Annotated in this window: 20 protein-coding genes and 1 pseudogene; 11 read left to right on the top strand and 10 right to left on the bottom strand. The window is 70.8% G+C overall.

Annotated elements, in window-relative coordinates:
* Window positions 1–56: 56 nt before the first annotated feature.
* The gene (locus AB0O36_RS09295) at window positions 57–1,523 is read right to left on the bottom strand and encodes a CCA tRNA nucleotidyltransferase (RefSeq protein WP_365106377.1); all 1,467 of its coding nucleotides are present in this window, start codon (window positions 1,521–1,523) and stop codon (window positions 57–59) included.
* A 184-nt stretch (window positions 1,524–1,707) separates the two neighbouring features.
* On the opposite strand from AB0O36_RS09295, the gene AB0O36_RS09290 reads away from it, so the two are divergent.
* The 7 genes from AB0O36_RS09290 to trxA all read left to right on the top strand — a co-directional run bounded on the left by AB0O36_RS09290 (window position 1,708) and on the right by trxA (window position 11,381).
* Window positions 1,708–3,984, top strand: coding sequence for a DUF6049 family protein (locus tag AB0O36_RS09290; protein WP_365106374.1), 2,277 nt, complete (start codon window positions 1,708–1,710; stop codon window positions 3,982–3,984).
* A gap of 44 nt (window positions 3,985–4,028) precedes the next feature.
* Window positions 4,029–6,203 (top strand): murein biosynthesis integral membrane protein MurJ, encoded by a 2,175-nt coding sequence (gene murJ, locus AB0O36_RS09285; protein ID WP_365106371.1) that lies wholly within the window; start codon window positions 4,029–4,031, stop codon window positions 6,201–6,203.
* 117 nt (window positions 6,204–6,320) lie between these two features.
* Window positions 6,321–8,054, top strand: a complete 1,734-nt coding sequence (locus AB0O36_RS09280; RefSeq protein ID WP_365106368.1) for a protein kinase family protein — start codon at window positions 6,321–6,323, stop codon at window positions 8,052–8,054.
* 116 nt (window positions 8,055–8,170) lie between these two features.
* The gene (gene sigM / locus AB0O36_RS09275) at window positions 8,171–8,878 is read left to right on the top strand and encodes an RNA polymerase sigma factor SigM (RefSeq protein ID WP_365106365.1); all 708 of its coding nucleotides are present in this window, start codon (window positions 8,171–8,173) and stop codon (window positions 8,876–8,878) included.
* Window positions 8,875–9,903: a hypothetical protein gene (locus AB0O36_RS09270; protein WP_365106362.1), complete on the top strand. Its 1,029-nt coding sequence runs from the start codon at window positions 8,875–8,877 to the stop codon at window positions 9,901–9,903. Before sigM ends, AB0O36_RS09270 begins: the two co-directional genes overlap by 4 nt.
* Before the next feature lie 126 nt (window positions 9,904–10,029).
* The gene (gene trxB, locus AB0O36_RS09265) at window positions 10,030–10,989 is read left to right on the top strand and encodes a thioredoxin-disulfide reductase (protein ID WP_365106360.1); all 960 of its coding nucleotides are present in this window, start codon (window positions 10,030–10,032) and stop codon (window positions 10,987–10,989) included.
* A gap of 50 nt (window positions 10,990–11,039) precedes the next feature.
* Window positions 11,040–11,381 carry a thioredoxin gene (gene trxA, locus AB0O36_RS09260; protein WP_365106357.1) on the top strand — a complete coding sequence of 114 codons (342 nt, stop codon included), beginning with the start codon at window positions 11,040–11,042 and terminating at the stop codon, window positions 11,379–11,381.
* Between the two features lie 94 nt (window positions 11,382–11,475).
* On the opposite strand, the gene AB0O36_RS09255 is transcribed toward trxA, so the two are convergent.
* The 9 genes and pseudogenes from AB0O36_RS09255 to rpmH all read right to left on the bottom strand — a co-directional run bounded on the left by AB0O36_RS09255 (window position 11,476) and on the right by rpmH (window position 17,793).
* Window positions 11,476–12,093: a GNAT family N-acetyltransferase gene (locus AB0O36_RS09255; protein WP_365106355.1), complete on the bottom strand. Its 618-nt coding sequence runs from the start codon at window positions 12,091–12,093 to the stop codon at window positions 11,476–11,478.
* A 90-nt stretch (window positions 12,094–12,183) separates the two neighbouring features.
* On the bottom strand, window positions 12,184–13,278 hold the full coding sequence (locus AB0O36_RS09250) for a ParB/RepB/Spo0J family partition protein (protein WP_365106352.1): 1,095 nt from the start codon (window positions 13,276–13,278) through the stop codon (window positions 12,184–12,186).
* Window positions 13,275–14,348: a ParA family protein gene (locus AB0O36_RS09245; protein WP_365106349.1), complete on the bottom strand. Its 1,074-nt coding sequence runs from the start codon at window positions 14,346–14,348 to the stop codon at window positions 13,275–13,277. The genes AB0O36_RS09250 and AB0O36_RS09245 overlap by 4 nt, the downstream gene beginning before the upstream one ends.
* A gap of 181 nt (window positions 14,349–14,529) precedes the next feature.
* A complete protein-coding gene (rsmG, locus tag AB0O36_RS09240) occupies window positions 14,530–15,273 on the bottom strand; it encodes a 16S rRNA (guanine(527)-N(7))-methyltransferase RsmG (protein WP_365106346.1) in 744 nt (247 codons plus the stop codon).
* Window positions 15,274–15,346: 73 nt separating this feature from the next.
* Window positions 15,347–15,859 (bottom strand): R3H domain-containing nucleic acid-binding protein, encoded by a 513-nt coding sequence (locus tag AB0O36_RS09235; RefSeq protein WP_365106344.1) that lies wholly within the window; start codon window positions 15,857–15,859, stop codon window positions 15,347–15,349.
* Window positions 15,860–15,873: 14 nt separating this feature from the next.
* Entirely contained in the window at window positions 15,874–16,977 is a 1,104-nt protein-coding gene (yidC, locus tag AB0O36_RS09230) for a membrane protein insertase YidC (protein ID WP_365106341.1), read from the bottom strand.
* 30 nt (window positions 16,978–17,007) lie between these two features.
* Window positions 17,008–17,262, bottom strand: a pseudogene (gene yidD, locus AB0O36_RS09225) (membrane protein insertion efficiency factor YidD); the annotation flags it as partial.
* Window positions 17,259–17,633 (bottom strand): ribonuclease P protein component, encoded by a 375-nt coding sequence (gene rnpA, locus AB0O36_RS09220; protein ID WP_365106338.1) that lies wholly within the window; start codon window positions 17,631–17,633, stop codon window positions 17,259–17,261. The gene rnpA and the pseudogene yidD, both read right to left, overlap by 4 nt.
* A gap of 22 nt (window positions 17,634–17,655) precedes the next feature.
* The gene (gene rpmH, locus AB0O36_RS09215; RefSeq protein ID WP_018547628.1) at window positions 17,656–17,793 is read right to left on the bottom strand and encodes a 50S ribosomal protein L34; all 138 of its coding nucleotides are present in this window, start codon (window positions 17,791–17,793) and stop codon (window positions 17,656–17,658) included.
* 379 nt (window positions 17,794–18,172) lie between these two features.
* Here rpmH and dnaA point away from each other — a divergent pair, with 379 nt between their 5' ends.
* From dnaA to recF, 4 genes are all read left to right on the top strand, one after another.
* Entirely contained in the window at window positions 18,173–19,888 is a 1,716-nt protein-coding gene (gene dnaA / locus AB0O36_RS09210; RefSeq protein WP_365106335.1) for a chromosomal replication initiator protein DnaA, read from the top strand.
* A gap of 928 nt (window positions 19,889–20,816) precedes the next feature.
* Window positions 20,817–21,947 (top strand): DNA polymerase III subunit beta, encoded by a 1,131-nt coding sequence (gene dnaN, locus AB0O36_RS09205; RefSeq protein WP_365106333.1) that lies wholly within the window; start codon window positions 20,817–20,819, stop codon window positions 21,945–21,947.
* Window positions 21,948–22,025: 78 nt separating this feature from the next.
* Entirely contained in the window at window positions 22,026–22,901 is an 876-nt protein-coding gene (gene gnd, locus AB0O36_RS09200) for a phosphogluconate dehydrogenase (NAD(+)-dependent, decarboxylating) (protein ID WP_365106330.1), read from the top strand.
* Window positions 22,902–22,990: 89 nt separating this feature from the next.
* Window positions 22,991–24,127: a DNA replication/repair protein RecF gene (gene recF, locus AB0O36_RS09195; RefSeq protein ID WP_365106327.1), complete on the top strand. Its 1,137-nt coding sequence runs from the start codon at window positions 22,991–22,993 to the stop codon at window positions 24,125–24,127.
* Window positions 24,128–24,243 lie beyond the last annotated feature (116 nt).

Genomic DNA, 24,243 nt, shown 5'->3' with positions numbered 1-24,243 from the left:
TTTCACGTGAAACGCCGTGCGTTCCACGCCGGCACGGGTCTCGGCTCTGCCGGGCCTCAGCCCTGCGCGGCCCACCACTCCTTGAGGGCCGTCACCGCGGCGTCCCGCCCCATCGGGCCGTGCTCCAGCCGGAGCTCCAGCAGGTGCGCGTACGCCCTGCCGACCGCCGGGCCGGGTCCGATCCCCAGGATCTCCATGATCTGGTTGCCGTCCAGGTCGGGCCGGATCGAGTCCAGCTCCTCCTGCTCCTGGAGCTGGGCGATCCGCTCCTCCAGGCCGTCGTAGGCCCGGGAGAGGGTGTTGGCCTTGCGCTTGTTCCGCGTGGTGCAGTCCGAGCGGGTCAGCTTGTGCAGCCGGTCCAGCAGCGGGCCCGCGTCGCGCACGTAGCGGCGCACCGCGGAGTCCGTCCAGTCCCCGTCGCCGTAGCCGTGGAACCGCAGGTGCAGCTCCACCAGTCGGGAGACGTCCCGGACCATGTCGTTCGAGTACTTCAGCGCGGTCATGCGCTTCTTGGTCATCTTCGCTCCCACCACCTCGTGGTGGTGGAAGGAGACCCGGCCGTCGGTCTCGAAGCGGCGGGTGCGGGGTTTGCCGATGTCGTGCAGCAGGGCGGCCAGCCGGAGCACCAGGTCCGGGCCCTCCTCCTCCAGGTCGATCGCCTGCTCCAGCACGATCAGCGTGTGGTGGTAGACGTCCTTGTGCCGGTGGTGCTCGTCCCGCTCCAGCCGGAGGGCCGGCAGCTCGGGCAGGACCCGGTCGGCCAGCCCGCTGTCCACGAGCAGGGCGAGGCCCTTCCGCGGGTGCGCGGCGAGCAGCAGCTTGTTGAGCTCCGCCTGGACCCGCTCTGCGGAAACGATGTCGATCCGGTCCGACATCGCCTCCATGGCGGCGACGACCTCGTCGGCCACCTCGAAGTCCAGCTGGGCCGCGAACCGGGCGGCCCGCAGCATCCGCAGCGGGTCGTCGGAGAAGGAGTCCTCGGGGGTCCCCGGAGTCCGCAGCACTCCTGCCGCCAGGTCCTCCAGGCCGCCGTGCGGGTCGATGAACCGCTGCTCGGGAAGGGCGAGGGCCATGGCGTTGACCGTGAAGTCGCGCCGGACCAGGTCCTCCTCGATGGAGTCGCCGTAGGACACCTCGGGCTTGCGCGAGGTCCGGTCGTACGCCTCCGACCGGTAGGTGGTGACCTCGATCTGCCAGCTCCGCACCGCGTCTCCGACGCGGGCGCTCTTCTGGCAGCCGATGGTGCCGAAGGCGATGCCGACGTCCCAGACCGTGTCCGCCCAAGGCTTGACGATCTTCAGGACGTCCTCGGGGCGGGCGTCGGTGGTGAAGTCGAGGTCGTTGCCGAGGCGCCCGAGCAGCGCGTCGCGGACGGAGCCGCCGACCAGGGCGAGGTGGAATCCCGCCTCCCGGAAACGGCGGCCGAGCTCGTCGGCGACGGGGGCGACCCGCAGCAGTTCGTTCACCGCGCGGTGCTGCACCTCACTCAGGGTGCTGGGGGAGTCTTCGTTGGCGTTCGGCACAACAGAAAAGGGTACGTGCCCCGCCCGGCGGCAGCTTCCGTTTAAAGCGGACCCCGGGGCCGCACCGCCTCCGCGGGGGCCCGATCATGTGGAGCAGTGCGCGGCACTCGGGCCCGGCGGGCCTCGTTACCATGCGTGGACGCACAACCGACGACCACTGACACTTCGAGGAACGGGCGAGCGCGTGGCCGAAGCGGCAGACACGGGGAACTTCAACGGGCCGGTCCCCGCTCCTGCCCGGCGCCGCTGGCTGCGGCGCGCCATGGTCCTGCTCGCGGGGACCCCCGTCCTGGCCGCCCTGGTCTACGCCCCGGCACCGGAGGCACGGGCCGCCGAGAACGGTGCGGTCGACGTCCAGCTGGACTCGATGGCCCCCGCCGCCCCGGTGAAGAACGACACCCTGGAGATCAGCGGCCGGGTCACCAACACCGGCACCGAGGCGATCCGGAACGCGCACGTGGGCCTGCGCCTGGGCGGCGCCCTGAGCAGCCGGGACGCCATCGACGACGTCAGCGAGCGGACCCGCTTCCGGCAGGGCGTCGACCCCGCCGAGATCGACCAGGCGTACTCCGTGAAGATCGCCTCGCTGCCCGCGAAGGGAGCCCAGGAGTTCACGCTCCGGGTTCCCGTGAACAAGCTCGACCTCGACGCGGACGGCGTCTACCCGCTGGCCGTGTCCCTGTCCGGACAGACCGGCGGCCGCTCCTACGAGCAGGTCCTGGGCATCGAACGGACCTTCCTCCCGTGGCAGCCGGAGCCCGCCGCCAAGCGGTCCCAGCTGGCCTTCGTATGGCCGCTGGTCTCCACCACGCACCTGACCGCGGAGACCCTCCCCGACGAGACCCAGACCCCGGTGTTCCTCGACGACGACCTCGCCGACGAGCTCCAGCCCGACGGGCGGCTGGGGCAGATGGTCTCCCTCGGCAAGGACCTCCCGGTCACCTGGGTGATCGACCCCGACCTGCTGTACACGGTCGACGCGATGACCAAGGGCTACCGGGTGCGCACCCCCGACGGGAAGACCCTCCCGGGCAAGCGCAGGGCGGTCGCCGAGGAATGGCTGAACTCCCTGGAGCAGGCGGTGCAGGGCAAGAAGGTGGTCGCCCTGCCCTTCGCCGACCCCGACCTCGCCTCGCTCGCCCACCGGGGCAAGGACGTGTCCGGAAGCCTCGGGCAGCTGCGGCCGGCCACCGACAAGGCCGCCCAGGCCGTCGAGACCGTGCTGCACATCACCCCGTCCACCGACTTCGCCTGGCCCGTCGACGGGGCCATCGACCCGTCCATCGTGAACGTGGCCACCTCGGCCGGCGCGCACAACGTGCTGACCCGCAGCGACAGCCTCAAGGAGACCGGCAGCCTCCCCTACACGCCCTCGGCGGCCCGCCCGATCGGCGCCGGAGCCACCGCGGTCGTCGCCGACGCCCGGCTGTCCACCGCCTTCCAGGGCGACATGCTCACGACCCGGAACACCACCCTGGCGACCCAGGAGTTCCTCGCCCAGAGCCTCGCCCTGAACCTGCAGCGCACCGACGGCCAGCGCAGTTTCGTCGTCGCCCCGCAGCGGATGCCCACCGCCAGCCAGGCCCAGACCATGGCCGCTGCGCTCAAGCTGCTCCAGCCCGGACGCTGGACCCAGCCGCTGGACCTGGAGTCCGCGGCCAGGACCAAGCCCGACCCGGGCGCCACCACCCGGGTGCCCGGCGCCGGCCAGTACCCGGACGCGCTGCGCAAGACCGAGCTGCCGCAGGCGGCGTTCGAGAAGATCCGCACCACGCAGAACACGCTCGACAACTTCAAGGTGATCCTCAGCGCACCCGACCGGGTCACCATCCCGTTCGGGAACACCACGAACCGGGAGATGTCCACGTCGTGGCGGGGCCACCCCCAGGAGGCCCGGCTGTACCGCGACGCGGTCCAGCAGTACCTGATCAGCCTGACCGACAAGGTGCGCCTGGTCCGCAAGTCCGACGCCACCCTGTCCGGGCACAGCGCGACCATCCCGGTCACCGTGTCCAACGGGCTGGTCCAGGACGTGCAGGGGCTGGTCCTGAGGCTGAAGTCGGCCAACCCCACCCGCCTCATGTTCGAGGGGGAGGGCGGCGCCGCCAGCGAGGAGGTGTCCGTCCAGGGCGGGCACAGCCAGTCGGTGAAGTTCACGGCCAACGCCACCGCGAGCGGTCCGGTCGAGGTCACGGCCCAGCTGTTCACCAAGGACGGCGTGCCGTACGGCAAGGAACGCAAGTTCACCGTCGAGGCCACGGAGATCACCTCCACCGTGATGCTCGTCATCGCCGGCGGTGTGCTCCTCCTCGTCCTGGCGGGCATCAAGATGTACGCCGCCCGCAAGCGCGTGGCGGCCCGCGCCGCCGCGGGGGAGAGCACGCAGCCGAGTGACGAGAGCACGGACACCGGACCGCAAAGCAACAGCGGCTCCGGCCCGGGTGAGAAAGTGGACCGTTGAGCGATGCCGTGGCCGGTCGGCCTGGGGACGATGAGGTGGGGTTCATGAACGCGCCGTACGAAGGTGACCGCGCGCAGGGCGCAGGCGGGCCCGCACCCGCCCAGGGCACTGCCCCGGGCACCCCGCCGGGACAGGTGCCGCCGCCTGCCCCCGCACCGGACCGCGACCCGTACGTCACGGACGCGTACGCCTACGACCCGTACCGGGCACAGGACCTGTCCGCCCAGGACCCGGTCACCGAGGCCCTGTACGACCGGGCCTCGCACCCGCCACCACCACCGGGCACCTATCAGGAGCCGGGACCGCTGTACGCGGCTCCGGCGGCCTCCCCGTACTCGCCCGACCCGCGGGTGTGGGCCCAGACCCCGCCGCCCGAGCCGGACGGTCCGTCCCGGCACCTGCCGTACGGCGACCAGCCGGCCACCACCGAGTTCGTCGGCGTGGACTCCCTGGTCTCCGGCGCCACCGTGGACGAGCAGCGGGAGCCGGACGCCTTCGCGCACCTGTACCGGGACCAGCAGGGGGCACCCCGGCCGCCGGCCGAGGAGGCCCCGGTGGCCGCCCCGGCCCCCGCCAAGCCGGCCGGCAAGGCCGCGAGCCTGCTGAAGTCCAGCGCCCTGATGGCCGCCGGCACGATCGTGTCCCGCATCACCGGCTTCCTGCGCACCCTGGTGATCGCCGCCGCGATCGGCGTCGGCACCTTCAACGACACCTACCAGGTCGCCAACACCCTGCCGACGATGATCTACGTGCTGGTCGGCGGCGGCGCCCTCAACGCGGTCTTCATCCCGCAGCTGGTGCGGGCCATGAAGAACGACGACGACGGCGGAGAGGCCTACGCCAACCGGCTGCTGACCCTGGTGGTGGTCCTGCTCGCCGGCGTGACCACGGTCTGCGTGCTGGCGGCGCCGCTCTTCATCACCATGATGTCCCCGAAGATCGCCTCCGACCCGAAGCAGATGGAGGTCGCGGTCGCCTTCGCCCGGTACTGCCTGCCCACCATGTTCTTCATGGGCGTGCACGTGGTCCTCGGTCAGATCCTCAACGCCCGCGGCCGGTTCGGCGCCATGATGTGGACCCCGGTCCTCAACAACATCGTGGTCATCGCCACCTTCGGCGCGTTCATCTGGGCCTTCGGCGGCTTCACCAGCTCGCACGTCACCGCCGGCACGGTCACCGCCGACGGGGTCCGCCTGCTGGGCCTGGGCACCCTGCTGGGCCTCACCGTCCAGGCGCTCGCGATGCTCCCCTACCTGCGGGACGCCGGTTTCACCCCGAAGCTGCGGTTCGACTGGCGCGGCCACGGTCTGGGCAAGGCCGCCCGCCTGGCCAAGTGGACCTTCTTCTTCGTCCTCGCCAACCAGGTCGGCCTGGTCGTCGTCACCCAGCTCGCCACCTGGGCGGGTTCGGTGGCCGAGAAGCAGGGCCACGCCGGCACCGGCATCACCGCGTACAACTACGCCCTGCTGCTCTGGCAGATGCCGCAGGCCATCATCACCGTCTCGGTGATGACCGCCGTCCTGCCCCGGATCTCCCGCTCCGCGCACGACGGTGACGCCGCCGCGGTCCGCGACGACATCTCCTACGGCCTGCGCACCTCGGCCGTGGCGATCGTCCCCTGCGCCTTCGCCTTCCTCGCGCTCGGCGTGCCGATGGCCACCCTGCTGTACGCCGGATCCGGCGCCGGCGCCCAGAACATCGGCTACGTCCTGATGGCCTTCGGCCTCGGCCTCATCCCGTACTCCATCCAGTACGTCGTACTCCGCGGCTTCTACGCCTACGAGGACACCAGGACGCCCTTCTACAACACGGTGATCGTGGCCGGCGTCAACGCCGCCGTCTCCACCGCCGCCTTCTTCGTCCTGCCCGCCCGGTGGGCCGTCGTCGGCATGGCGGCCGCCTACGGCCTGGGCTACACCGTCGGCGTGGGCATCGCCTGGCGCCGCCTCAAGAACCGGCTGGGCGGCGACCTCGACGGCGCCCAGGTCATCCGCACCTACACCCGGCTCGCCGGCGCCTGCGTACCGGCCGCCCTGGTGGCCGGTGCCGCGGCCTGGGGCATCACCTATTTCCTGGGCAACGGAGCGCTCGGTTCCCTCACCGCGCTGGCCGTCGGCGGAATCCTCCTTGCGGCGGTATTCCTCACCGCCGCCAAGCGCATGCGGATCCAGGAGCTGAACGCCATGGTCGGGATGGTGCGCGGACGCCTGGGCCGCTGATGAGCGCAACCATCGGCGCCCGACGCGTGTCGTGCATAGCGGCGGACTGTGGGCACAATTGGCATGGCTTCGCAGACTGGCCGACAGCGTGCAACGGATGGGGAGGCAGGAACGACGGTGGCGGAACGTAGCACGGCTGCCGTCGACGTGGCCGACAACGGCGGCGACGAACCGCCGGCCGCTCAGGCGGCCAAGGCCACGGCCGACGGGGCGGAAACCCAGAGCGCCCGACACGCCGCGGACGAGCCCGTGACCGGCTCGGACGGGTCACCCAAGCAGCCCAAGACAACGGCGGCCACTCCCGCGCCCGAACTCCACAGCGGCCACAAGCTGGCCAGGCGGTACCGGCTCGAAGAGTGCGTCACCCGTCTGGACGGATTCAGCAGCTGGCGTGCGATGGACGAGAAGCTGCGCCGCGCCGTGGGCGTCCACCTGCTGCCCGCGGACCACCCCCGGGCGCGCTCGGTCCTGGCCGCGGCCCGGTCCTCGGCCCTGCTCGGCGACCCCCGGTTCGTCCAGGTCCTCGACGCCGTCGAGGAGAACGACCTCGTCTACGTGGTCCACGAGTGGCTGCCCGACGCCACCGAGCTGACCGCCCTGCTCGCCGTCGCCCCACTGGAACCCCACGACGCGTACCAGCTCGTCAGCCAGGTCTCCCAGGCCATGGCCGCCGCGCACCGCGAGGGCCTGTCCCATCTGCGCCTGACCCCCGGCGCGATACTGCGCACCTCCACCGGCCAGTACCGGATCCGCGGCCTCGCCGTGAACGCCGCCCTGCGCGGCATCACCAGCGACACCCCGCAGCGCACCGACACCGAGGCCATCGGCGCACTGCTGTACGCCGCCCTGACCCGGCGCTGGCCCTACGAGACCGACGCGTACGGCCTGACCGGTCTGCCCAAGGGCGTCGGCCTGATCCCGCCGGACCAGGTCCGCGCCGGAGTGCACCGCGGCCTGGGCGAGCTCGCCATGCGCGCCCTCGCCAACGACGGCGCCACCGCCTCCCGGCAGGAGCCCGCCTGCACCACCCCCGAGGAGCTCGCCAAGGCGGTCGCCGCGATGCCCCGCATCCGGCCCCCGGAGCCGGCGTTCACCGCTCCGCCCGAGTACCAGCACACCACCTACCAGCAGGGCAGCTACGGCGCGCCCCGGCCCGGCACGGCCACGACGGCCATGCAGGCGCCCCCGCCGCCTCCGCCGCCGCTGCAGAGCCGCACCGGCCGGGTCCTGAAGTGGGGCGTCGCCGCCCTGCTCATCGCCGCGCTCGGCCTCGGCAGCTGGCAGCTCGCCGACACCCTGCTGGACCGCCTGGACAAGGGCACCACCACCAGCCAGGAGCAGCCGCCGGCGAACAACGGCAACCAGGCCCCCGAGAAGATCGAGTCGAAGCCGCTGGCCATCAAGGACGCCACCGTGTTCGGTCGGGATCCGATCAAACCCGAGGACGCGTTCAAGGCCGCCGATGGTGACCAGTCCTCGGCCTGGATCACCAAGATCTTCTTCAGCCACCCGAACTTCGGGAACCTCGACGCCTACGACGACGGCAGCGGCATCATCGTCGACCTGGGCAGCGTCAAGAACGTGACCGGAGTCGAGGTCGACTTCCACGGCTCCGGCCACAAGGTGGAAGTCCTCGCCGCCAACGCCGACACCGGTACGCAGCCCAGGTCGGCAGCCGGATTCCGGCAGGAGATCCGAAAGCTGGGCAAGGCTGACGGGACGCTCGAAACCTCGCTCGACACCCCGGTGAAGACCAGGTACCTCTTGGTCCACATCACCGAACTGCCGCCCTCGGGGGGCGGATTCCGCGGCGGCATCAACAACATCAAGGTCCTCGGCGCCGACCTCTGACGCCCGGCCGACAACCCGAACGGACGCTCTGCACGGGTCCGCCGCGCCACCGGCACGGCGGACCCTCGTCTTTGCCCCGCCCGCCCCGTACGCTCCCTCCCGGGAGGGGAGGTGTGATGACCGACGCGAAGCCCGGCGACCACGGGGCAACCGGCGAGACCGGCGACAAGGAGCTGCTCGCCCGGCACGTCGCCGGTGACCCCGACGCCTTCGGCGAACTCGTACGCCGCCACCGCGACCGGCTGTGGGCGGTGGCGCTGCGCACCCTCGGTGACCGCGAGGAGGCCGCCGACGCCGTCCAGGACGCCCTGGTCTCGGCCTACCGGGCCGCCCACACCTTCCGCGGGGACTCCGCCGTCACCACCTGGCTGCACCGGATCACCGTGAACGCCTGCCTCGACCGGGCCCGCAAGGCCGCCGTCCGGCGGACCGCGCCGCTGGACGACACCGACCGCCTGGAACGGCTCCTGGAGCCCCACGAGTCCGCCGAGGCCCCCGCCGAGCGGCAGGACCTCCACCGGCAGCTGCTGGCCGCCCTGACCACCCTTCCCGCCGAGCAGCGGGCCGCCCTGGTCCTCGTCGACATGCAGGGCTACTCGGTGGCCGAGGCGGCCCAGGTCCTCGACGTACCCACCGGGACCGTGAAGAGCCGATGTGCCCGTGGCCGGGCGAAACTCGTCCCGATGCTCACTCATCTGCGCAGCGGTCCCGTGGATAACACCGCCTCCGAGCGGGGAAGGAACCGGTCGCAGGGGACTCCCGTCCCACCGGCAGCAGAACCCAGGGACCCGAATGCCGTGAAGGGCGGAGGTGGACGAACGTGAGCCCCACAACGGGCGCGCCCGGCACGATCCGGCACCCTGACGTCTCGGAGATCTCCGACCTCACCGAAGGTCTGCTCTCTCCGTCCCGCAGTGCGGAAGTCCGCCGCCATCTGACCGACTGCCCCCTCTGCGAGGACGTACGCGCCTCCCTGGAGGAGATCCGCGGCCTGCTCGGCACCCTCCCGGGGCCGGCCCGGATGCCCGCCGACATCGCAGGACGCATCGACGCCGCGCTCGCCGCCGAGGCCCTCCTGGACCGGACCGCGCCCGGAGCACGGGAGACGCGGGCCGGAGGGGACACCACGGGTGCCGGCGGCACGGAGGCGGCCGACGCCGCCGCGCCCGATGTTTCACGTGAAACGCCGGCCGCCACCCCGGGCCCCCGTGTGCCGCGCACCGCGCCCGCCGGGCACGCCGGCGGCAGCACCGGCCCCGGACGGGCCCGGGTGCGGGCCCGTCGCCGGATGGCCGCCCTCGGTACGCTGGCCGCCGCGGCCGTCTGTGTCCTCGGCATCTACCTGTCCGGCGGATTCCCCGCTTCGGACAGCATCCACGACACCGCGACCAAGGAGACCGCGCGCTCCGCGGGATCCGCCCAGGCCGCGGCCCCCTTGGGCACCTTCACCGAGCAGGGCCTGCCGGAGAGCGTGCGGCAGCTCCTGGGCACCGCAGCACCGAAGGCCGAGCAGCCGAAGGCCCCGGAGCCGAAGGCCGAGGAACCGGGGGAGGCGACCACCTTCGGTCTGGAGGGCACCACCCCCGGGCTGACCGCTCCGGAGGACCGCTCGGCCCAGTCCCGGGGGCCCGGGGTGCCGCAGTGCGTCCGGGCGGGCACCGGCCGCGCCGAGCCGCCGCTGGCGGCCGAACGAGGGACCTTCCAGGGGACCGAGGTCTATCTGCTGGTCCTCCCGCACCCCGGCGACCCCGCCCGGGTCGATGCCTATGTCCTCGACTCCACCTGCGAGAACAACCCCGGTACGGCCACGGGTGCACCGCTGCTGAAGGGCACCTACCCGCGCTCCTGAATCCCGCGGTCCGGTCACGGGGACAACCCGGGAATGCACGCGCCGTAGGATCCGTTGGGTGGGGTGAGAGTCCGCACCGGCCCCCGGTAGGCATCAGCGAAGTCCGCAGAGACGAGGAAAGTACCCGTGAGCGACGTCCGTAACGTGATCATCATCGGCTCCGGGCCGGCCGGCTACACGGCCGCCCTGTACACCGCACGCGCTTCGCTCAAGCCCCTGGTCTTCGAAGGCGCCGTCACCGCCGGTGGCGCCCTGATGAACACCACCGAGGTGGAGAACTTCCCCGGATTCCGCGACGGCATCATGGGCCCGGACCTCATGGACAACATGCGGGCGCAGGCGGAGCGCTTCGGTGCCGAGCTGGTCCCCGACGACATCGTCTCCGTCGACCTCACGGGCGAGATCAAGACGGTCACCGACACCGCCGGCACGGTCCACCGCGCCAAGGCCGTCATCGTGACCACCGGCTCCCAGCACCGCAAGCTCGGCCTGCCGCGCGAGGACGCCCTCTCCGGCCGCGGTGTCTCCTGGTGCGCCACCTGCGACGGGTTCTTCTTCAAGGACCAGGACATCGCCGTGGTCGGCGGTGGCGACACCGCGATGGAGGAGGCCACCTTCCTCTCGCGCTTCGCCAAGTCCGTGACCATCGTGCACCGCCGCGACAGCCTCCGCGCCTCCAAGGCGATGCAGGACCGCGCCTTCGCCGACCCGAAGATCAAGTTCGCCTGGGACAGCGAGGTCGCCGAGATCCACGGCGACACCAAGCTCTCCGGTCTGACCCTGCGCAACACCAAGACCGGCGAGACCTCCGAGCTGGCCGTCACCGGCCTGTTCATCGCCGTCGGCCACGACCCGCGCACGGAGCTCTTCAAGGGCCAGCTGGACCTCGACGAGGACGGCTACCTGAAGGTCGACGCCCCCTCCACCCGCACCAACCTCACCGGTGTCTTCGGCGCCGGCGACGTGGTGGACCACACCTACCGCCAGGCCATCACCGCCGCCGGTACCGGCTGCTCCGCCGCTCTCGACGCCGAGCGCTTCCTCGCCGCCCTCTCGGACGCCGAGAAGTCCGCGGCCGCTGTCTGACCCTGAACCACCCCACCCCACACCCCGCAGTAAAGAAGAAGGAGGCCGCTGTGGCCGGCACCCTGAAGAACGTGACCGACGCAGACTTCGACGAGGTCGTCCTGCGCAGCGACAAGCCCGTCCTCGTGGACTTCTGGGCGGCCTGGTGCGGCCCGTGCCGTCAGATCGCCCCGTCGCTGGAGGCCATCGCCGCCGAGCACGGCGACCAGATCGAGATCGTCAAGCTCAACATCGACGAGAACCCGGGCACGGCCGCCAAGTACGGCGTCATGTCGATCCCGACGCTGAACGTCTACAAGGGCGGCGAGGTCGCCAAGACCATCGTCGGCGCCAAGCCGAAGGCCGCCATCCTCCGCGACCTGGACGAGTTCATCGAGGTCAAGCAGGGCTGACGCCCACGGGCGAGGGGACGGGGCCGCACCGGCGAGGTGCGGCCCCGTCCCGCGTTCGCGCACACGCGTCCGAAGGCGGGCCCGGAGCCGGGGCTCAGAGCGGACGCAGCACCGGCTCCTTGCGGGCGCCGCCCAGCAGCCGGTCCAGGGCGAGCTCCACGTCTTCCTTCCAGGACAGCGTGGAACGCAGTTCCAGCCGGAGCCGCGGATGCACCGGGTGCGGGCGCACCGTCTTGAAGCCCACCGCCAGCAGGTGCTCCGCCGGGAGCAGGCACCCCGGCCCTTCCCAGCGCGCGTCCCCGAAGGCCTCGATGGCCCGGAAGCCCCTCCGCAGCAGGTCCTTGGCGACCGTCTGCACCATCACCCGGCCCAGCCCCTGCCCCTGGTACTCCGGGATGATCGCGCCGGTGATCAGCTGGACCGCGTCGGGGGACACCGGGCTGGTCGGGAAGGCCGTGGACCTGGGCACATAGGCGGGCGGCGCGTAGAGGACGAACCCGACCGGGACGTCGTCCACATAGACCACACGGCCGCAGGAGCCCCATTCCAGGAGCACCGCCGAGATCCAGCCTTCCTTCTCCGACTCCGGAGTGCCCGCCTTCACCGCGGCCTCACCGCTGACGGGGTCCAGCTCCCAGAACACGCAGGACCGGCAACGCCCGGGCAGGTCCCGGAGGTTGTCCAGCGTGAGCGGTACGAGCCGACGACCCATGAACGCATCGTATAAGGACGAAGGGCGGGCCGCACCGGTCCCCGACCGGTGCGGCCCGCCCTTCCTCATGTCCCGTCAGGCGGCCCGGGGCTACTCCCCCGCGGTCCCCTGTTCCAGCACCCGGCCCTCGCCCGGTGCCAGCGTCCCCAGGATCCGCTCCAGATCCTCCATCGATGCGAACTCGACGGTGATCTTCCCCTTCTTCTGGCCCAGGTCCACCTTCACCCGGGTCTCGAAGCGGTCCGACAGCCGCGACGCCAGCTCGTTCAGCGCCGGAGCGACCCGGGCACCGGCCCGCGGACCCTTCGACTTCGACCTCGCCGCCGTCTCGGCACCCATCAGGGAGACGATCTCCTCGACCGACCGCACCGAGAGGCCCTCCGCCACGATCCGCGAGGCCAGCCGCTCCTGCTCCTCCAGGTCCTTCACCGGCAGCAGCGCCCGCGCGTGCCCGGCCAGCAGGACGCCCGCCGCAACCCGGTTCTGCACCCTGGGCGCCAGGTTCAGCAGCCGCAGGGTGTTCGTCACCTGCGGGCGCGAGCGCCCGATGCGGTCCGCCAGCTGCTCCTGCGTGCAGCCGAAGTCCCGGAGGAGCTGGTCGTAGGCCGCCGCTTCCTCCAGCGGGTTCAGCTGGGCCCGGTGGAGGTTTTCGAGCAGCGCGTCCAGCAGGAGCTTCTCGTCCTCCGTCGCCCGGATGACCGCCGGGATGCGCTCCAGGCCCGCCTCCCGGCAGGCCCGCCAGCGGCGCTCGCCCATGATGAGCTCGTAGCGCTCCGGACCGGCCTGCCGCACCACCACGGGCTGCAGCAGACCGACCTCCTGGATCGAGGTGACCAGCTCGGCCAGCGCGTCGTCGTCGAACACCTCACGCGGCTGCCGCGGGTTGGGCGTGATGGAGTCCAGCGGAAGCTCCGCGAACGATGCACCGGCCACCGTGTTCAACTGCGGCTCCGCGCCCGCCGGCCCCGTTTCACGTGAAACATCGAGGGCACCGGGCACACCGGCACCCTCGCCCTGCGGGAGCGCGGCCAGCTTGGCCGCCGCCACACCGCGCTCCGCCGGCAGTACCGGCACCGCGGTCGGGGAGACCGAGCCCGCCCCGACCACCGGCCCGTCCTGTTCCGGCGAAGCCGCGGGGATCAGTGCGGCGATCCCCCGCCCCAGACCTCTACGTCGATCGCTCACTGGATCCCCTCCGCCGCATTGTGCATGTGATTCGAGCCCCGGTACGCGATCTCTCGCGCCGCCTCCAGGTAGGAGAGGGAACCGCTGGACCCCGGATCGTACGTCAAAACCGTCTGGCCATAGCTCGGCGCCTCGGAGATGCGCACCGAGCGCGGGATGCTCGTGCGCAGCACCTCCTTGCCGAAGTGGCTGCGCACCTCCTCCGCGACCTGCGCGGCCAGCCGGGTCCGCCCGTCGTACATGGTCAGCAGGATCGTCGACACGTGCAGGGCCGGGTTCAGGTGTGAGCGCACCAGGTCGACGTTGCGCAGCAGCTGTCCCAGGCCCTCCAGCGCGTAGTACTCGCACTGGATCGGGATCAGCACCTCGGCACCCGCCACCAGGGCGTTGACGGTGAGCAGACCCAGCGAGGGCGGGCAGTCGATGAGGATGTAGTCGAGCGGCTGCTCGTAGGCCTGGATGGCCCGCTGCAGCCGGCTCTCCCGCGCCACCAGGGACACCAGCTCGATCTCCGCACCGGCCAGGTCGATCGTGGCGGGCGCGCAGAAGAGCCCCTCTACGTCCACGACCGGCTGGACGACCTCCAGCAGCGGCCGGCTCTCCACCAGCACGTCGTAGATGGAGGGCACCTCGGCGTGGTGGTCGATGCCCAGCGCAGTGGACGCGTTCCCCTGGGGGTCGAGGTCGATGACCAGGACCCGGGCGCCGTGCAGGGCCAGCGAGGCCGCCAGGTTCACGGTCGTCGTGGTCTTGCCCACGCCGCCCTTCTGGTTGGCGACCACGATGACCCGGGTCTGCTCCGGGCGGGGCAGCCCGTCACCGGCCCGGCCCAGGGCCTCCACCGCCAGCTGGGCGGCCCGGCCGATCGGGGTGTCGTTGTCCACCGGGGGAGGCGACGCCTCACCGGAGGCAACGACCGGCGGGGCCGGGGAAGAAACATCGCCGCCCACCGGCTCGGTGCGGGGGCCGGGGACCGGGTCGGCCATCGGCCCCGCGAGGTTGGCGTCTGACCGCACGGATTCACTCTCCTCGACATCAGCATCAGGCTCGCGCTGAACAGAGCCTGCCATGCCACCGGGGTCGCGAACCAGCGGGGCCCGTCCTCCTGTGGATGAATCCACCGTTGTGGACATCCGGCTGAAGATTCCGTGCAACAGGGAGCGATGTTTCACGTGAAACACGATGCACGGACGGGGTCCCCCGCCCGCCACGACACTCCGAAAGGCAGACCAACAGGGACCACCCGGACATTCAGCGCCGGCGGCGGACCCGTCCGGTCCGCGCCGCCTTGGCGCGCTTCGCCGCGAAGCGGACACCGCCGGGGCTCTCGCCGACCTCCACCCGGACCAGGGTGGACAGCGGATCGACCACGCCCTCGCCGACGTGGAGCACCGAGGTCTTCACCACACCGAGCTTGGTCAGCGCCGCCTTGGCCGCCACCAGCTCCTCCTCCGCGGTGTCGCCCTTGAGCGCCAGCATCTCCCCGTACGGGCGGAGCAGCGGAACGCCCCAGCCGGCGAGCCGGTCCAGCGGGGCCACCGCCCGCGCGGTGACCACGTGCACCGGCTGCAGCTTGCCCAGCATCTCCTCGGCCCGGCCGCGCACCACCGTCACATGGTCCAGACCCAGCAGCTCGACCGCTTCCTGGAGGAAGGTGGTCCGCCGGAGCAGAGGCTCCAGGAGCGTGATCTTCAGGTCGGGGCGGACCAGGGCCAGCGGGATGCCCGGCAGACCGGCCCCCGAGCCCACGTCGCAGACGGTCACTCCCTCGGGGACCGCCTCGCCCAGCACCGCACAGTTCAGCAGGTGCCGCTCCCACAGACGGGGCACCTCACGGGGCCCGATCAGGCCGCGCTTCACGCCGGCGTCGGCCAGCAGCTCCGCGTACCGGACAGCCTCCGGGAAACGCTCGCCGAACACCGCTCGCGCCTGTTCGGGCGCCGGGGGAAGCTCCGCTGCTGCCTCCGTCACGGGAACCGTCCTTCCGTACCGCACTCTGAGTTATCAGGCTGACAAAGTTCGGCCCCGTCTGCGACACAGACGGGGCCGAGCAACGATATGCAATCGATCAGGCGGGGAGCACGACGACGTAGCGCTGCGGCTCCTCGCCCTCGGACTCGCTGCGCAGACCGGCGGCCGCCACGGCGTCGTGGACGACCTTCCGCTCGAAGGGCGTCATGGGCGCGAGCTTGACCGGCTCACCGGAGGTCTTGACCTCGGAGGCCGTCTTGGCGCCGAGCGCCGCGAGCTCCTCGCGCTTCTTCGCCCGGAAGCCGGCGATGTCCAGCATCAGGCGGCTGCGGTCCCCGGTCTCCCGGTGCACGGCGAGCCGGGTCAGCTCCTGGAGCGCCTCCAGGACCTCACCCTCGCGGCCGACGAGCTTCTGCAGGTCGCGGCTGGACGAGTCGCTGACGATCGACACCGAGGCGCGGTCGGCCTCGACGTCCATGTCGATGTCGCCGTCCAGGTCGGCGATGTCCAGCAGCCCCTCGAGGTAGTCGGCCGCGATCTCGCCCTCCTGCTCGAGGCGGGTGAGGGTGTCGCCGGCCTCGGCAGCGGCGGCGGTGGTGCCTTCCGTCACGGGGTGACTCCTTCTTACTTCTTGGTCGAGGGCTTGCCGGGCGTCTGGCGCTGGGACTTCGACTGGCGCTTGGGCTGCTGCCGCTTGGCCGCACCACCGCTCGCCGCGTCCGCGTCCACCGTCGCCTCTACGCTCTTGATCACGGAGCCGTCCGCCTGCGCGGCCAGACCCTGCTTGGTGAGCGCCGCGATGAACTTGCGCTCGTTGTCGTTGCGGTCCGGGCCCTTGGCCACGATCGCGGCGACGATCTTCTTCTTGCCCCGGCCCTTGACCTCACCGTGCGAGCTGACGCTCTTCAGCAGGCGCGTCAGGAACTGGTCCTGGGCCTTGCTGCCCGGCGTCGGGTTCTGGTTGATCACGTACATCTGCTGGCCCATGGTCCAGACGTTGGTGGTCAGCCAGTAGACGAGGACACCGACGGGGAAGTTGATGCCCATGACCGCGAAGATCACGGGGAAGATGTACATCAGCATCTTCTGCTGCTGCATGAACGGCGTCTTGACCGTGAGGTCCACGTTCTTCTGCATCAGCTGACGCTGGGTGTAGAACTGCGACAGCGACATCATGACGATCATGACCGCGGTCACGATCCGGACGTCGGTCAGCGTGGCGCCCAGCGCCTCGACCTTCGCCGGGCTGTCCATGAACTTGGCGGCGATCGGCGCGCCGAAGATCTGTGCCGAGCGGGCGCTGTCGACCAGCTGCTGGTCGAGAACGCCGATGGTCTTGCCGTTGGCGATGTTCGCCAGCACGTGGTACAGCGCGAAGAAGAACGGCGACTGCGCCAGGATGGGAAGGCACGAGGAGAGCGGGTTGGTACCCGTCTCCTTGTACAGCTTCATCATCTCTTCGGACTGACGCTGCTTGTCGTTCTTGTAGCGCTCCTGGATCGCCTTCATCTTCGGCTGGAGCGCCTGCATGCCACGCGTCGCCTTGATCTGCTTCACGAACAGCGGGATCAGGCAGATACGGATGAGGATCACCAGGGACACGATGGACAGGCCCCAGGCCCACCCACTGTCCGGCCCGAAGAGCGCACCGTACAGCGAGTGGAACTGGACGATGACCCACGAGACGGGTGTGGTGATGAAACTGAACAGACCGGCGATCGTGTCCACTAATCAGGCTCCTTGAGCATTGCGAGGTCGACGCAACGCACTGCGCAGCTGCTCGTGCCAACGCGGGCGTTTACGAGGTGGGACATGGTCCACGCCGCCGGGGGACCACGGATTGCACCGCAGGATCCGCCAGGCGGTCAGGGCCGTTCCCTTCACCGCACCATGCCGGTCGATGGCCGTGTACCCGTAGTGCGAGCACGAGGGGTAGTAGCGGCACACCGGCCCGAGCAGCGGACTGATCGTCCACTGGTACAGCTTGATCAATGCGAGCAGCGGGTACTTCATCGAGCCACGCCTCCCAGCAGCCGCGCCAGGGCAGCATCCAGGTCCCGGGCCAGTTCGTCGGCGCCGGCGTCACCCGATCCGGGCAGCGCCCGTACCACCACCAGGCTACCGGTGGGCAGCGCGGACAGCCGGTCCCGCATCAGGTGACGCAGTCTGCGCTTGACCTTGTTGCGCACCACTGCACCGCCCACGGCCTTGCTGACGACGAAACCCGCACGCGTCGGGGAAGCACTCTCCCCCGGCTCGTGCGGGTCCGTTGCACCGCTGGTACGTAGGTGAACGACGAGGAGCGGGCGTCCTGCCCGGCGCCCCCGGCGTACCGCGTTCGCGAAGTCCTCGCGCCGCCTCAGCCGATGATCGGGAGACAGCACGACGTCACGACCTGCGCGTCAGTTACGCGGAAAGGGCGGCGCGGCCCTTGCTGCGGCGGTTCGCGAGGATGGCGCGGCCGGCACGGGTACGCATCCGCAGGCGGAAGCCGTGGGTCTTGGCGCGACGACGGTTGTTCGGCTGGAAGGTGCGCTTGCTCACTCGGGGGCTCCAGAGAATGAATCGGGCTGGCGGTACACCGCCTGGCTGTCACCGTTGGCTGTCACCGTGCGCCCACGAGGAACTTCGCGTGATCGCCCGAGTGGACACCGCTGAACGATCACACGGAGTGATCTGCGCCCATCGGTAGGCAGGCGGCAGCAGCCATCGACAACTCGACCTCGTTACGGTACGCGGGGCTGCGCCATCCGGTCAAACCGAGCCGGCGCAGGCCGTCCGCAGGGCCCAGCTGTGCACAGCCTGTGGACAACGACTTGAACCCTACCCGTCACGCTGACTACCGTTGCCTGATCCCGGTTTTTTTTGTCCCGACCGTCCCGAAGAACCACACATTCGTGGGACCTGTGAGAGAGCGTGCTCTGTGGCTGACGTACCTGCCGATCTTGCCGCAGTGTGGCCACGAGTGCTGGAGACGCTCCTCGGGGAAGGTCAGAGCGGCATCGAGCCCAAGGACAAGCAGTGGGTCGAGCGCTGCCAGCCGCTCGCGCTGGTCGCCGACACCGCTCTCCTCGCCGTGCCCAACGAATGGGGCAAGCGCGTCCTGGAGGGCCGGCTGGCCCCCCTCATCAGTGACGCACTGAGCCGGGAGTGCGGCCGCCCGATCCGGATCGCGATCACCGTCGACGACTCCGCCGGCGACTCCGCGCCGCCGGCCCCGCAGGCGAACCAGCAGCGCGAGCCGTACGGCGACCAGCGCGAGCCCTACGGCGACCAGCATCCCACCGCGCGGCCCGCCTACCCGGACTACCAGCAGCCGCGGCCCGAGCCCGGCGCCTGGCCCGGCTGGCAGCAGCCCCGCCTCGGCGGGTACCCCGAGCGCGACCCGTACGCCTCCCCGCAGCCCGGCTACCTCCAGCAGCCGGACAACGGGTACGAGCCGTCGTACGAGCCGCCTCCGTACGACCAGGGTGGGTACGACAAGGGCGGGTACGAGCCGGGCGGGTACGACCAGAAGCCGCAGCTGCCGGCTCCGGGCCGGACCGGACCGGCCGCGCCCCCGCCGGCCCCGTCCGGCGGGTCCTCCTCCGGCCCGCTGGAGCCGACCGCCCGGCTGAACCCGAAGTACCTGTTCGACACCTTCGTCATCGGTGCCTCGAACCGCTTCGCGCACGCGGCCGCGGTCGCCGTCGCCGAGGCCCCGGCCAAGGCGTACAACCCGCTGTTCATCTACGGCGAGTCGGGCCTGGGCAAGACGCACCTGCTGCACGCGATCGGGCACTACGCCCGGAGCCTCTACCCGGGCACCCGGGTGCGCTACGTGAGCTCCGAGGAGTTCACCAACGAGTTCATCAACTCCATCCGCGACGGCAAGGGCGACGCGTTCCGCAAGCGCTACCGCGAGATGGACATCCTGCTGGTCGACGACATCCAGTTCCTGGCGAGCAAGGAGTCGACGCAGGAGGAGTTCTTCCACACCTTCAACACGCTCCACAACGCCAACAAGCAGATCGTGCTGTCCTCCGACCGGCCGCCCAAGCAGCTGGTGACCCTGGAGGACCGGCTGCGGAACCGCTTCGAGTGGGGTCTGATCACCGACGTCCAGCCGCCCGAGCTGGAGACCCGGATCGCGATCCTCCGCAAGAAGGCGGTCCAGGAACAGCTCAACGCCCCTCCGGAGGTGCTGGAGTTCATCGCCTCGCGGATCTCGCGGAACATCCGCGAGCTGGAGGGCGCGCTGATCCGCGTCACCGCCTTCGCGAGCCTGAACCGGCAGCCGGTGGACGTGGGGCTGACCGAGGACGTGCTGAAGAACCTGATCCCGGGCGGCGGCGAGGACACCGCACCGGAAATCACCGCCACCGACATCATGGCCGCCACCGCCGACTACTTCGGTCTCAACGTGGAGGACCTGTGCGGTTCCTCGCGCAGCCGGGTGCTGGTGACGGCCCGGCAGATCGCCATGTACCTGTGCCGTGAGCTGACCGACCTGTCGCTGCCCAAGATCGGTGCCCAGTTCGGCGGCCGCGACCACACCACGGTCATGCACGCCGACCGCAAGATCCGTGCCCTGATGGCCGAGCGGCGATCCATCTACAACCAGGTCACCGAGCTCACCAACCGCATCAAGAACGGCTGACGCAGCCGCTCTTCCACCCTCCCGCGCTGACGCACCGAGCTCTCCACAGGGCTGTGCATCCGTCCCCCAGGGGCGCCTCCGGATCCCTCCGGAGGCGCCCCTTCGGCGTATCCGGAGGCGCCATCGGCCATCCGCAGGGGCGTGAACGGTCCACACCGGGGGCGCACTTGCCCGACCGCGCGCCTCTCACCTGTTCGAATACGCCCCCTTGGGGCCAACTTATCCACAGATTCAGGGACTTTGTGCCGTCCACAGTCTGGGGACTCTCCCGGTTGCCCACATTCTGTCCACAGGACACCCTGTTGAAAGACCATCAGGCGAGGTCAGAGCCCTGTGGAATTGTGGGCTTCGACAATCCACAGGCTGTGGACGAACTCGTTGTCCACAGGACGGTCCCAAGCGCTATCCCCAGGCAATCCACAGGTTCACGACCTCTGTGCACAGGATCGCCGCTGCCGTCCACATCCTTGTCCACTGTTCGGCAACGGGACGACCCCTGTCACCGGGTCGAGTGAAAGGCGTCACACCGATGAGGACGTTTGGGCTGTGGAGTACTGGGGGAAAACTGGGGACACAGCTGTGGATCAGTGGGCCTCCTCTGTGGACGGCCTGTGCAGAACTTTCTGTTCTCCACAGATACCCCCAGTTGTCCACCGGCTTCGCCCACAGGCCCGGTGGATAAAAAACAGTTGCTGACCTGCGCAGATCGGGTTATCCACCGTTTCCACAGGCCCTACTACTACTCCCATAGACAGTTAGCTCGGATTCGGTTTTCAAGCAGGTCCTGTGCACAACTCGGTGATCGGCTCTCCCGACGCCGCGCTCCCGATTTGACGGGCAGCAGCACCGACTGTCGGTGCCGTGCGTCAGACTGGTCTCCGGCATCGAGCCGACGACGAAGGCCAGCAACAGCAGGAGGCGGTTTCCGGTGAAGATCCGGGTGGAGCGCGATGTACTCGCGGAGGCGGTGGCGTGGGCGGCCCGTAGCCTCCCGGCCCGGCCGCCGGTGCCCGTTCTCGCGGGCCTGCTGCTGAAGGCGGAGGACGGCACGCTCAGCCTCTCCGGATTCGACTACGAGGTCTCGGCGCGCGTCTCCATCGAGGCGGACGTCGAGGAGGACGGCACGGTCCTGGTCTCCGGCCGGCTCCTCGCCGACATCTGCCGCGCCCTCCCCAACCGGCCGGTGGAGATTTCCACAGACGGTGTACGGGTGACCGTGGTCTGCGGCTCCTCCCGCTTCACCCTCCACACCCTGCCCGTGGAGGAGTACCCGTCGCTGCCGCAGATGCCCACCGCCACCGGCACCGTCCCCGGCGAGGTCTTCGCCGCCGCCGCCAAGCAGGTGGTCACCGCCGCCGGCCGCGACGACACGCTGCCGGTGCTCACGGGTGTGCGCATCGAGATCGAGGGCGACCGGGTCACGCTGGCCTCCACCGACCGCTACCGCTTCGCCGTCCGCGAGTTCCTGTGGAAGCCGGAGAACCCGGACGCCTCCGCCGTGGCCCTGGTGCCCGCCAAGACCCTGGCCGAGATCGCCAACTCGCTGGGCAGCGGTGACTCGGTCACCCTGGCGCTGTCCGGCTCCGGTGCGGGCGAGGGCCTGATCGGCTTCGAGGGCGCCGGCCGCCGCACCACCACCCGGCTGCTGGAGGGCGACCTCCCCAAGTACCGGACGCTCTTCCCGACCGAGTTCAACTCCGTCGCGGTGATCGAGACCGCCCCGTTCATCGAGGCCGTCAAGCGCGTCGCCCTGGTGGCCGAGCGCAACACCCCGGTCCGCCTCAGCTTCGAGCAGGGCGTGCTGATCCTGGAGGCCGGTTCGTCCGACGACGCACAGGCTGTGGAAAGGGTCGACGCCCAGCTGGACGGCGACGACATCTCGATCGCCTTCAACCCGACCTTCCTGCTGGAGGGCCTGAACGCGATCGGCTCCCCCGCGGCCCAGCTGTCCTTCACGACCTCGACCAAGCCGGCCCTGCTGAGCGGCCGCCCGGCGGTCGACGCCGAAGCGGACGAGTCGTACAAGTACCTGATCATGCCGGTGCGGCTGTCCGGCTGACCCCACAGGTGTGCGTCCGCGTCCGGGCGTAGGCTCGGACGCGGGTACGGAACCGCACACACTTAAGGAAACAACCTGATGGAGCTCGGTCTCGTCGGTCTCGGCAAGATGGGCGGCAACATGCGCGAGCGCATCCGCCGCGCAGGCCACACCGTCATCGGATACGACCGCAACCCTGACCTCGCCGATGTCCACAGCCTGGAAGAGCTCGTGGGCAAGCTGAAGGGCCCGCGGGTGGTGTGGGTGATGGTCCCCGCCGGAGCGGCCACCCAGTCCACCGTCGACGAGCTGTCGGAGCTGCTGTCCCCCGGTGACATCGTGGTCGACGGCGGCAACTCCCGCTGGACCGACGACGAGAAGCACGCCGCGGAGCTGGCCGCCAAGGGCATCGGATTCGTCGACTGCGGTGTCTCCGGCGGCGTCTGGGGCCTGGAGAACGGCTACGCGCTCATGTACGGCGGCGAGAAGGAGCACGTCGCCGCGGTGCAGCCGGTCTTCGACGCCCTCAAGCCCGAGGGCGAGTACGGCGCGGTGCACGCCGGCAAGGTCGGCGCCGGCCACTTCGCGAAGATGGTCCACAACGGCATCGAGTACGCCATGATGCAGGCCTACGCCGAGGGCTGGGAGCTGCTGGAGAAGGTGGACTCGGTCACCGACGTCCGCGAGGTGTTCCGTTCCTGGCAGCAGGGCACGGTGATCCGCTCCTGGCTGCTGGACCTGGCGGTCAACGCGCTGGACGAGGACGAGCACCTGGCCGGGCTCAAGGGCTTCGCGCAGGACTCCGGCGAGGGCCGCTGGACGGTGGAGGCGGCGATCGACAACGCGGTGCCGCTGCCCGCGATCACCGCCTCGCTCTTCGCGCGGTTCGCGTCCCGCCAGGACGACTCCCCGCAGATGAAGATGATCGCCGCGCTGCGCAACCAGTTCGGCGGCCACGCGGTGGAGAAGAAGTAACGACTCAGCAGTACCAGCAGCACCAGAAGTACCTGCACCATCTGCAACACCTGCAGTACCAGAGGTAGCCGGGGGAGGTCGGCGTCGCCATGCATGTCTCGCACCTGTCGCTGGCCGACTTCCGCTCGTACGCCCGGGCCGAGGTCCCCCTCGACCCGGGCGTCACCGCTTTCGTGGGCCCCAACGGCCAGGGCAAGACGAACCTGGTCGAGGCGGTGGGCTATCTGGCCACCCTCGGCAGCCACCGGGTCGCCTCCGACGCCCCGCTCGTCCGGATGGGCGCCGACCGGGCCGTGATCCGGGCGGCGGTCCGGCAGGGCGACCGCCAGCAGCTGGTCGAGCTGGAGCTCAACCCCGGCCGCGCGAACCGGGCCCGGATCAACCGGTCCTCGCAGGTCAGGCCGCGGGACGTGCTGGGCATCGTACGGACGGTGCTGTTCGCCCCCGAGGACCTGGCGCTGGTGAAGGGCGACCCGGGGGAGCGTCGGCGGTTCCTGGACGAACTGATCACCGCCCGGTCGCCCCGGATGGCGGCGGTCCGGTCCGACTACGAGCGGGTGCTCAAGCAGCGGAACACCCTGCTGAAGTCGGCGGCGATGGCCCGCCGGCACGGCGGCCGGTCCATGGACCTGTCCACCCTCGACGTGTGGGACCAGCACCTGGCCCGCGCCGGGGCGGAGCTGCTGGCGCAGCGGCTGGACCTGATCGGCACCCTGCGCCCGCTCGCGGACAAGGCCTACGAGCAGCTGGCGCCCGGCGGCGGCCCCCTGGGCCTGGTCTACCGGAGCTCGGCCGCCGAGGAGTCGGACCTGGCCGTCCACAGCACCCGCGAGCAGCTGTGCACGGTGCTGCTGGAGGCGCTCGGCGCGGCCCGGAAGCAGGAGATCGAGCGGGGCGTCACCCTGGTCGGCCCGCACCGGGACGAGCTGCTGCTCAAGCTGGGCGACCTGCCGGCGAAGGGGTACGCCAGCCACGGCGAATCCTGGTCCTACGCCCTCGCGCTGCGGCTGGCCTCCTACGAGCTGCTGCGGTCGGAGGGGACCGAGCCGGTGCTGATCCTGGACGACGTGTTCGCCGAGCTGGACGCCCGGCGGCGGGAGCGGCTGGCCGAGCTGGTGGCCGGCGGCGAGCAGGTGCTGGTCACCGCAGCGGTGGACGACGACGTCCCGGACGTGCTGACGGGCACCCGGTTCGCGGTGTCCGGCGGCGAGGTGACCCGGCTGTGAACGGCACCGGCCAAGGCAGCGGCCACGGCAGCGGCTCCGGCAGTGGCCGGGGCGAGAGCACCGGCGCCGGCACCGGCCGGAGCCCGGCACCCGGGCCGGAGGGCCCGCGGCGGACC

The sequence above is a fragment of the Streptomyces sp. NPDC089799 genome, from assembly GCF_040684755.1.
In the GTDB taxonomy this organism is placed as follows: Bacteria; Actinomycetota; Actinomycetes; order Streptomycetales; family Streptomycetaceae; genus Streptomyces.
This window is presented reverse-complemented; position numbering and strand designations above follow the sequence as displayed.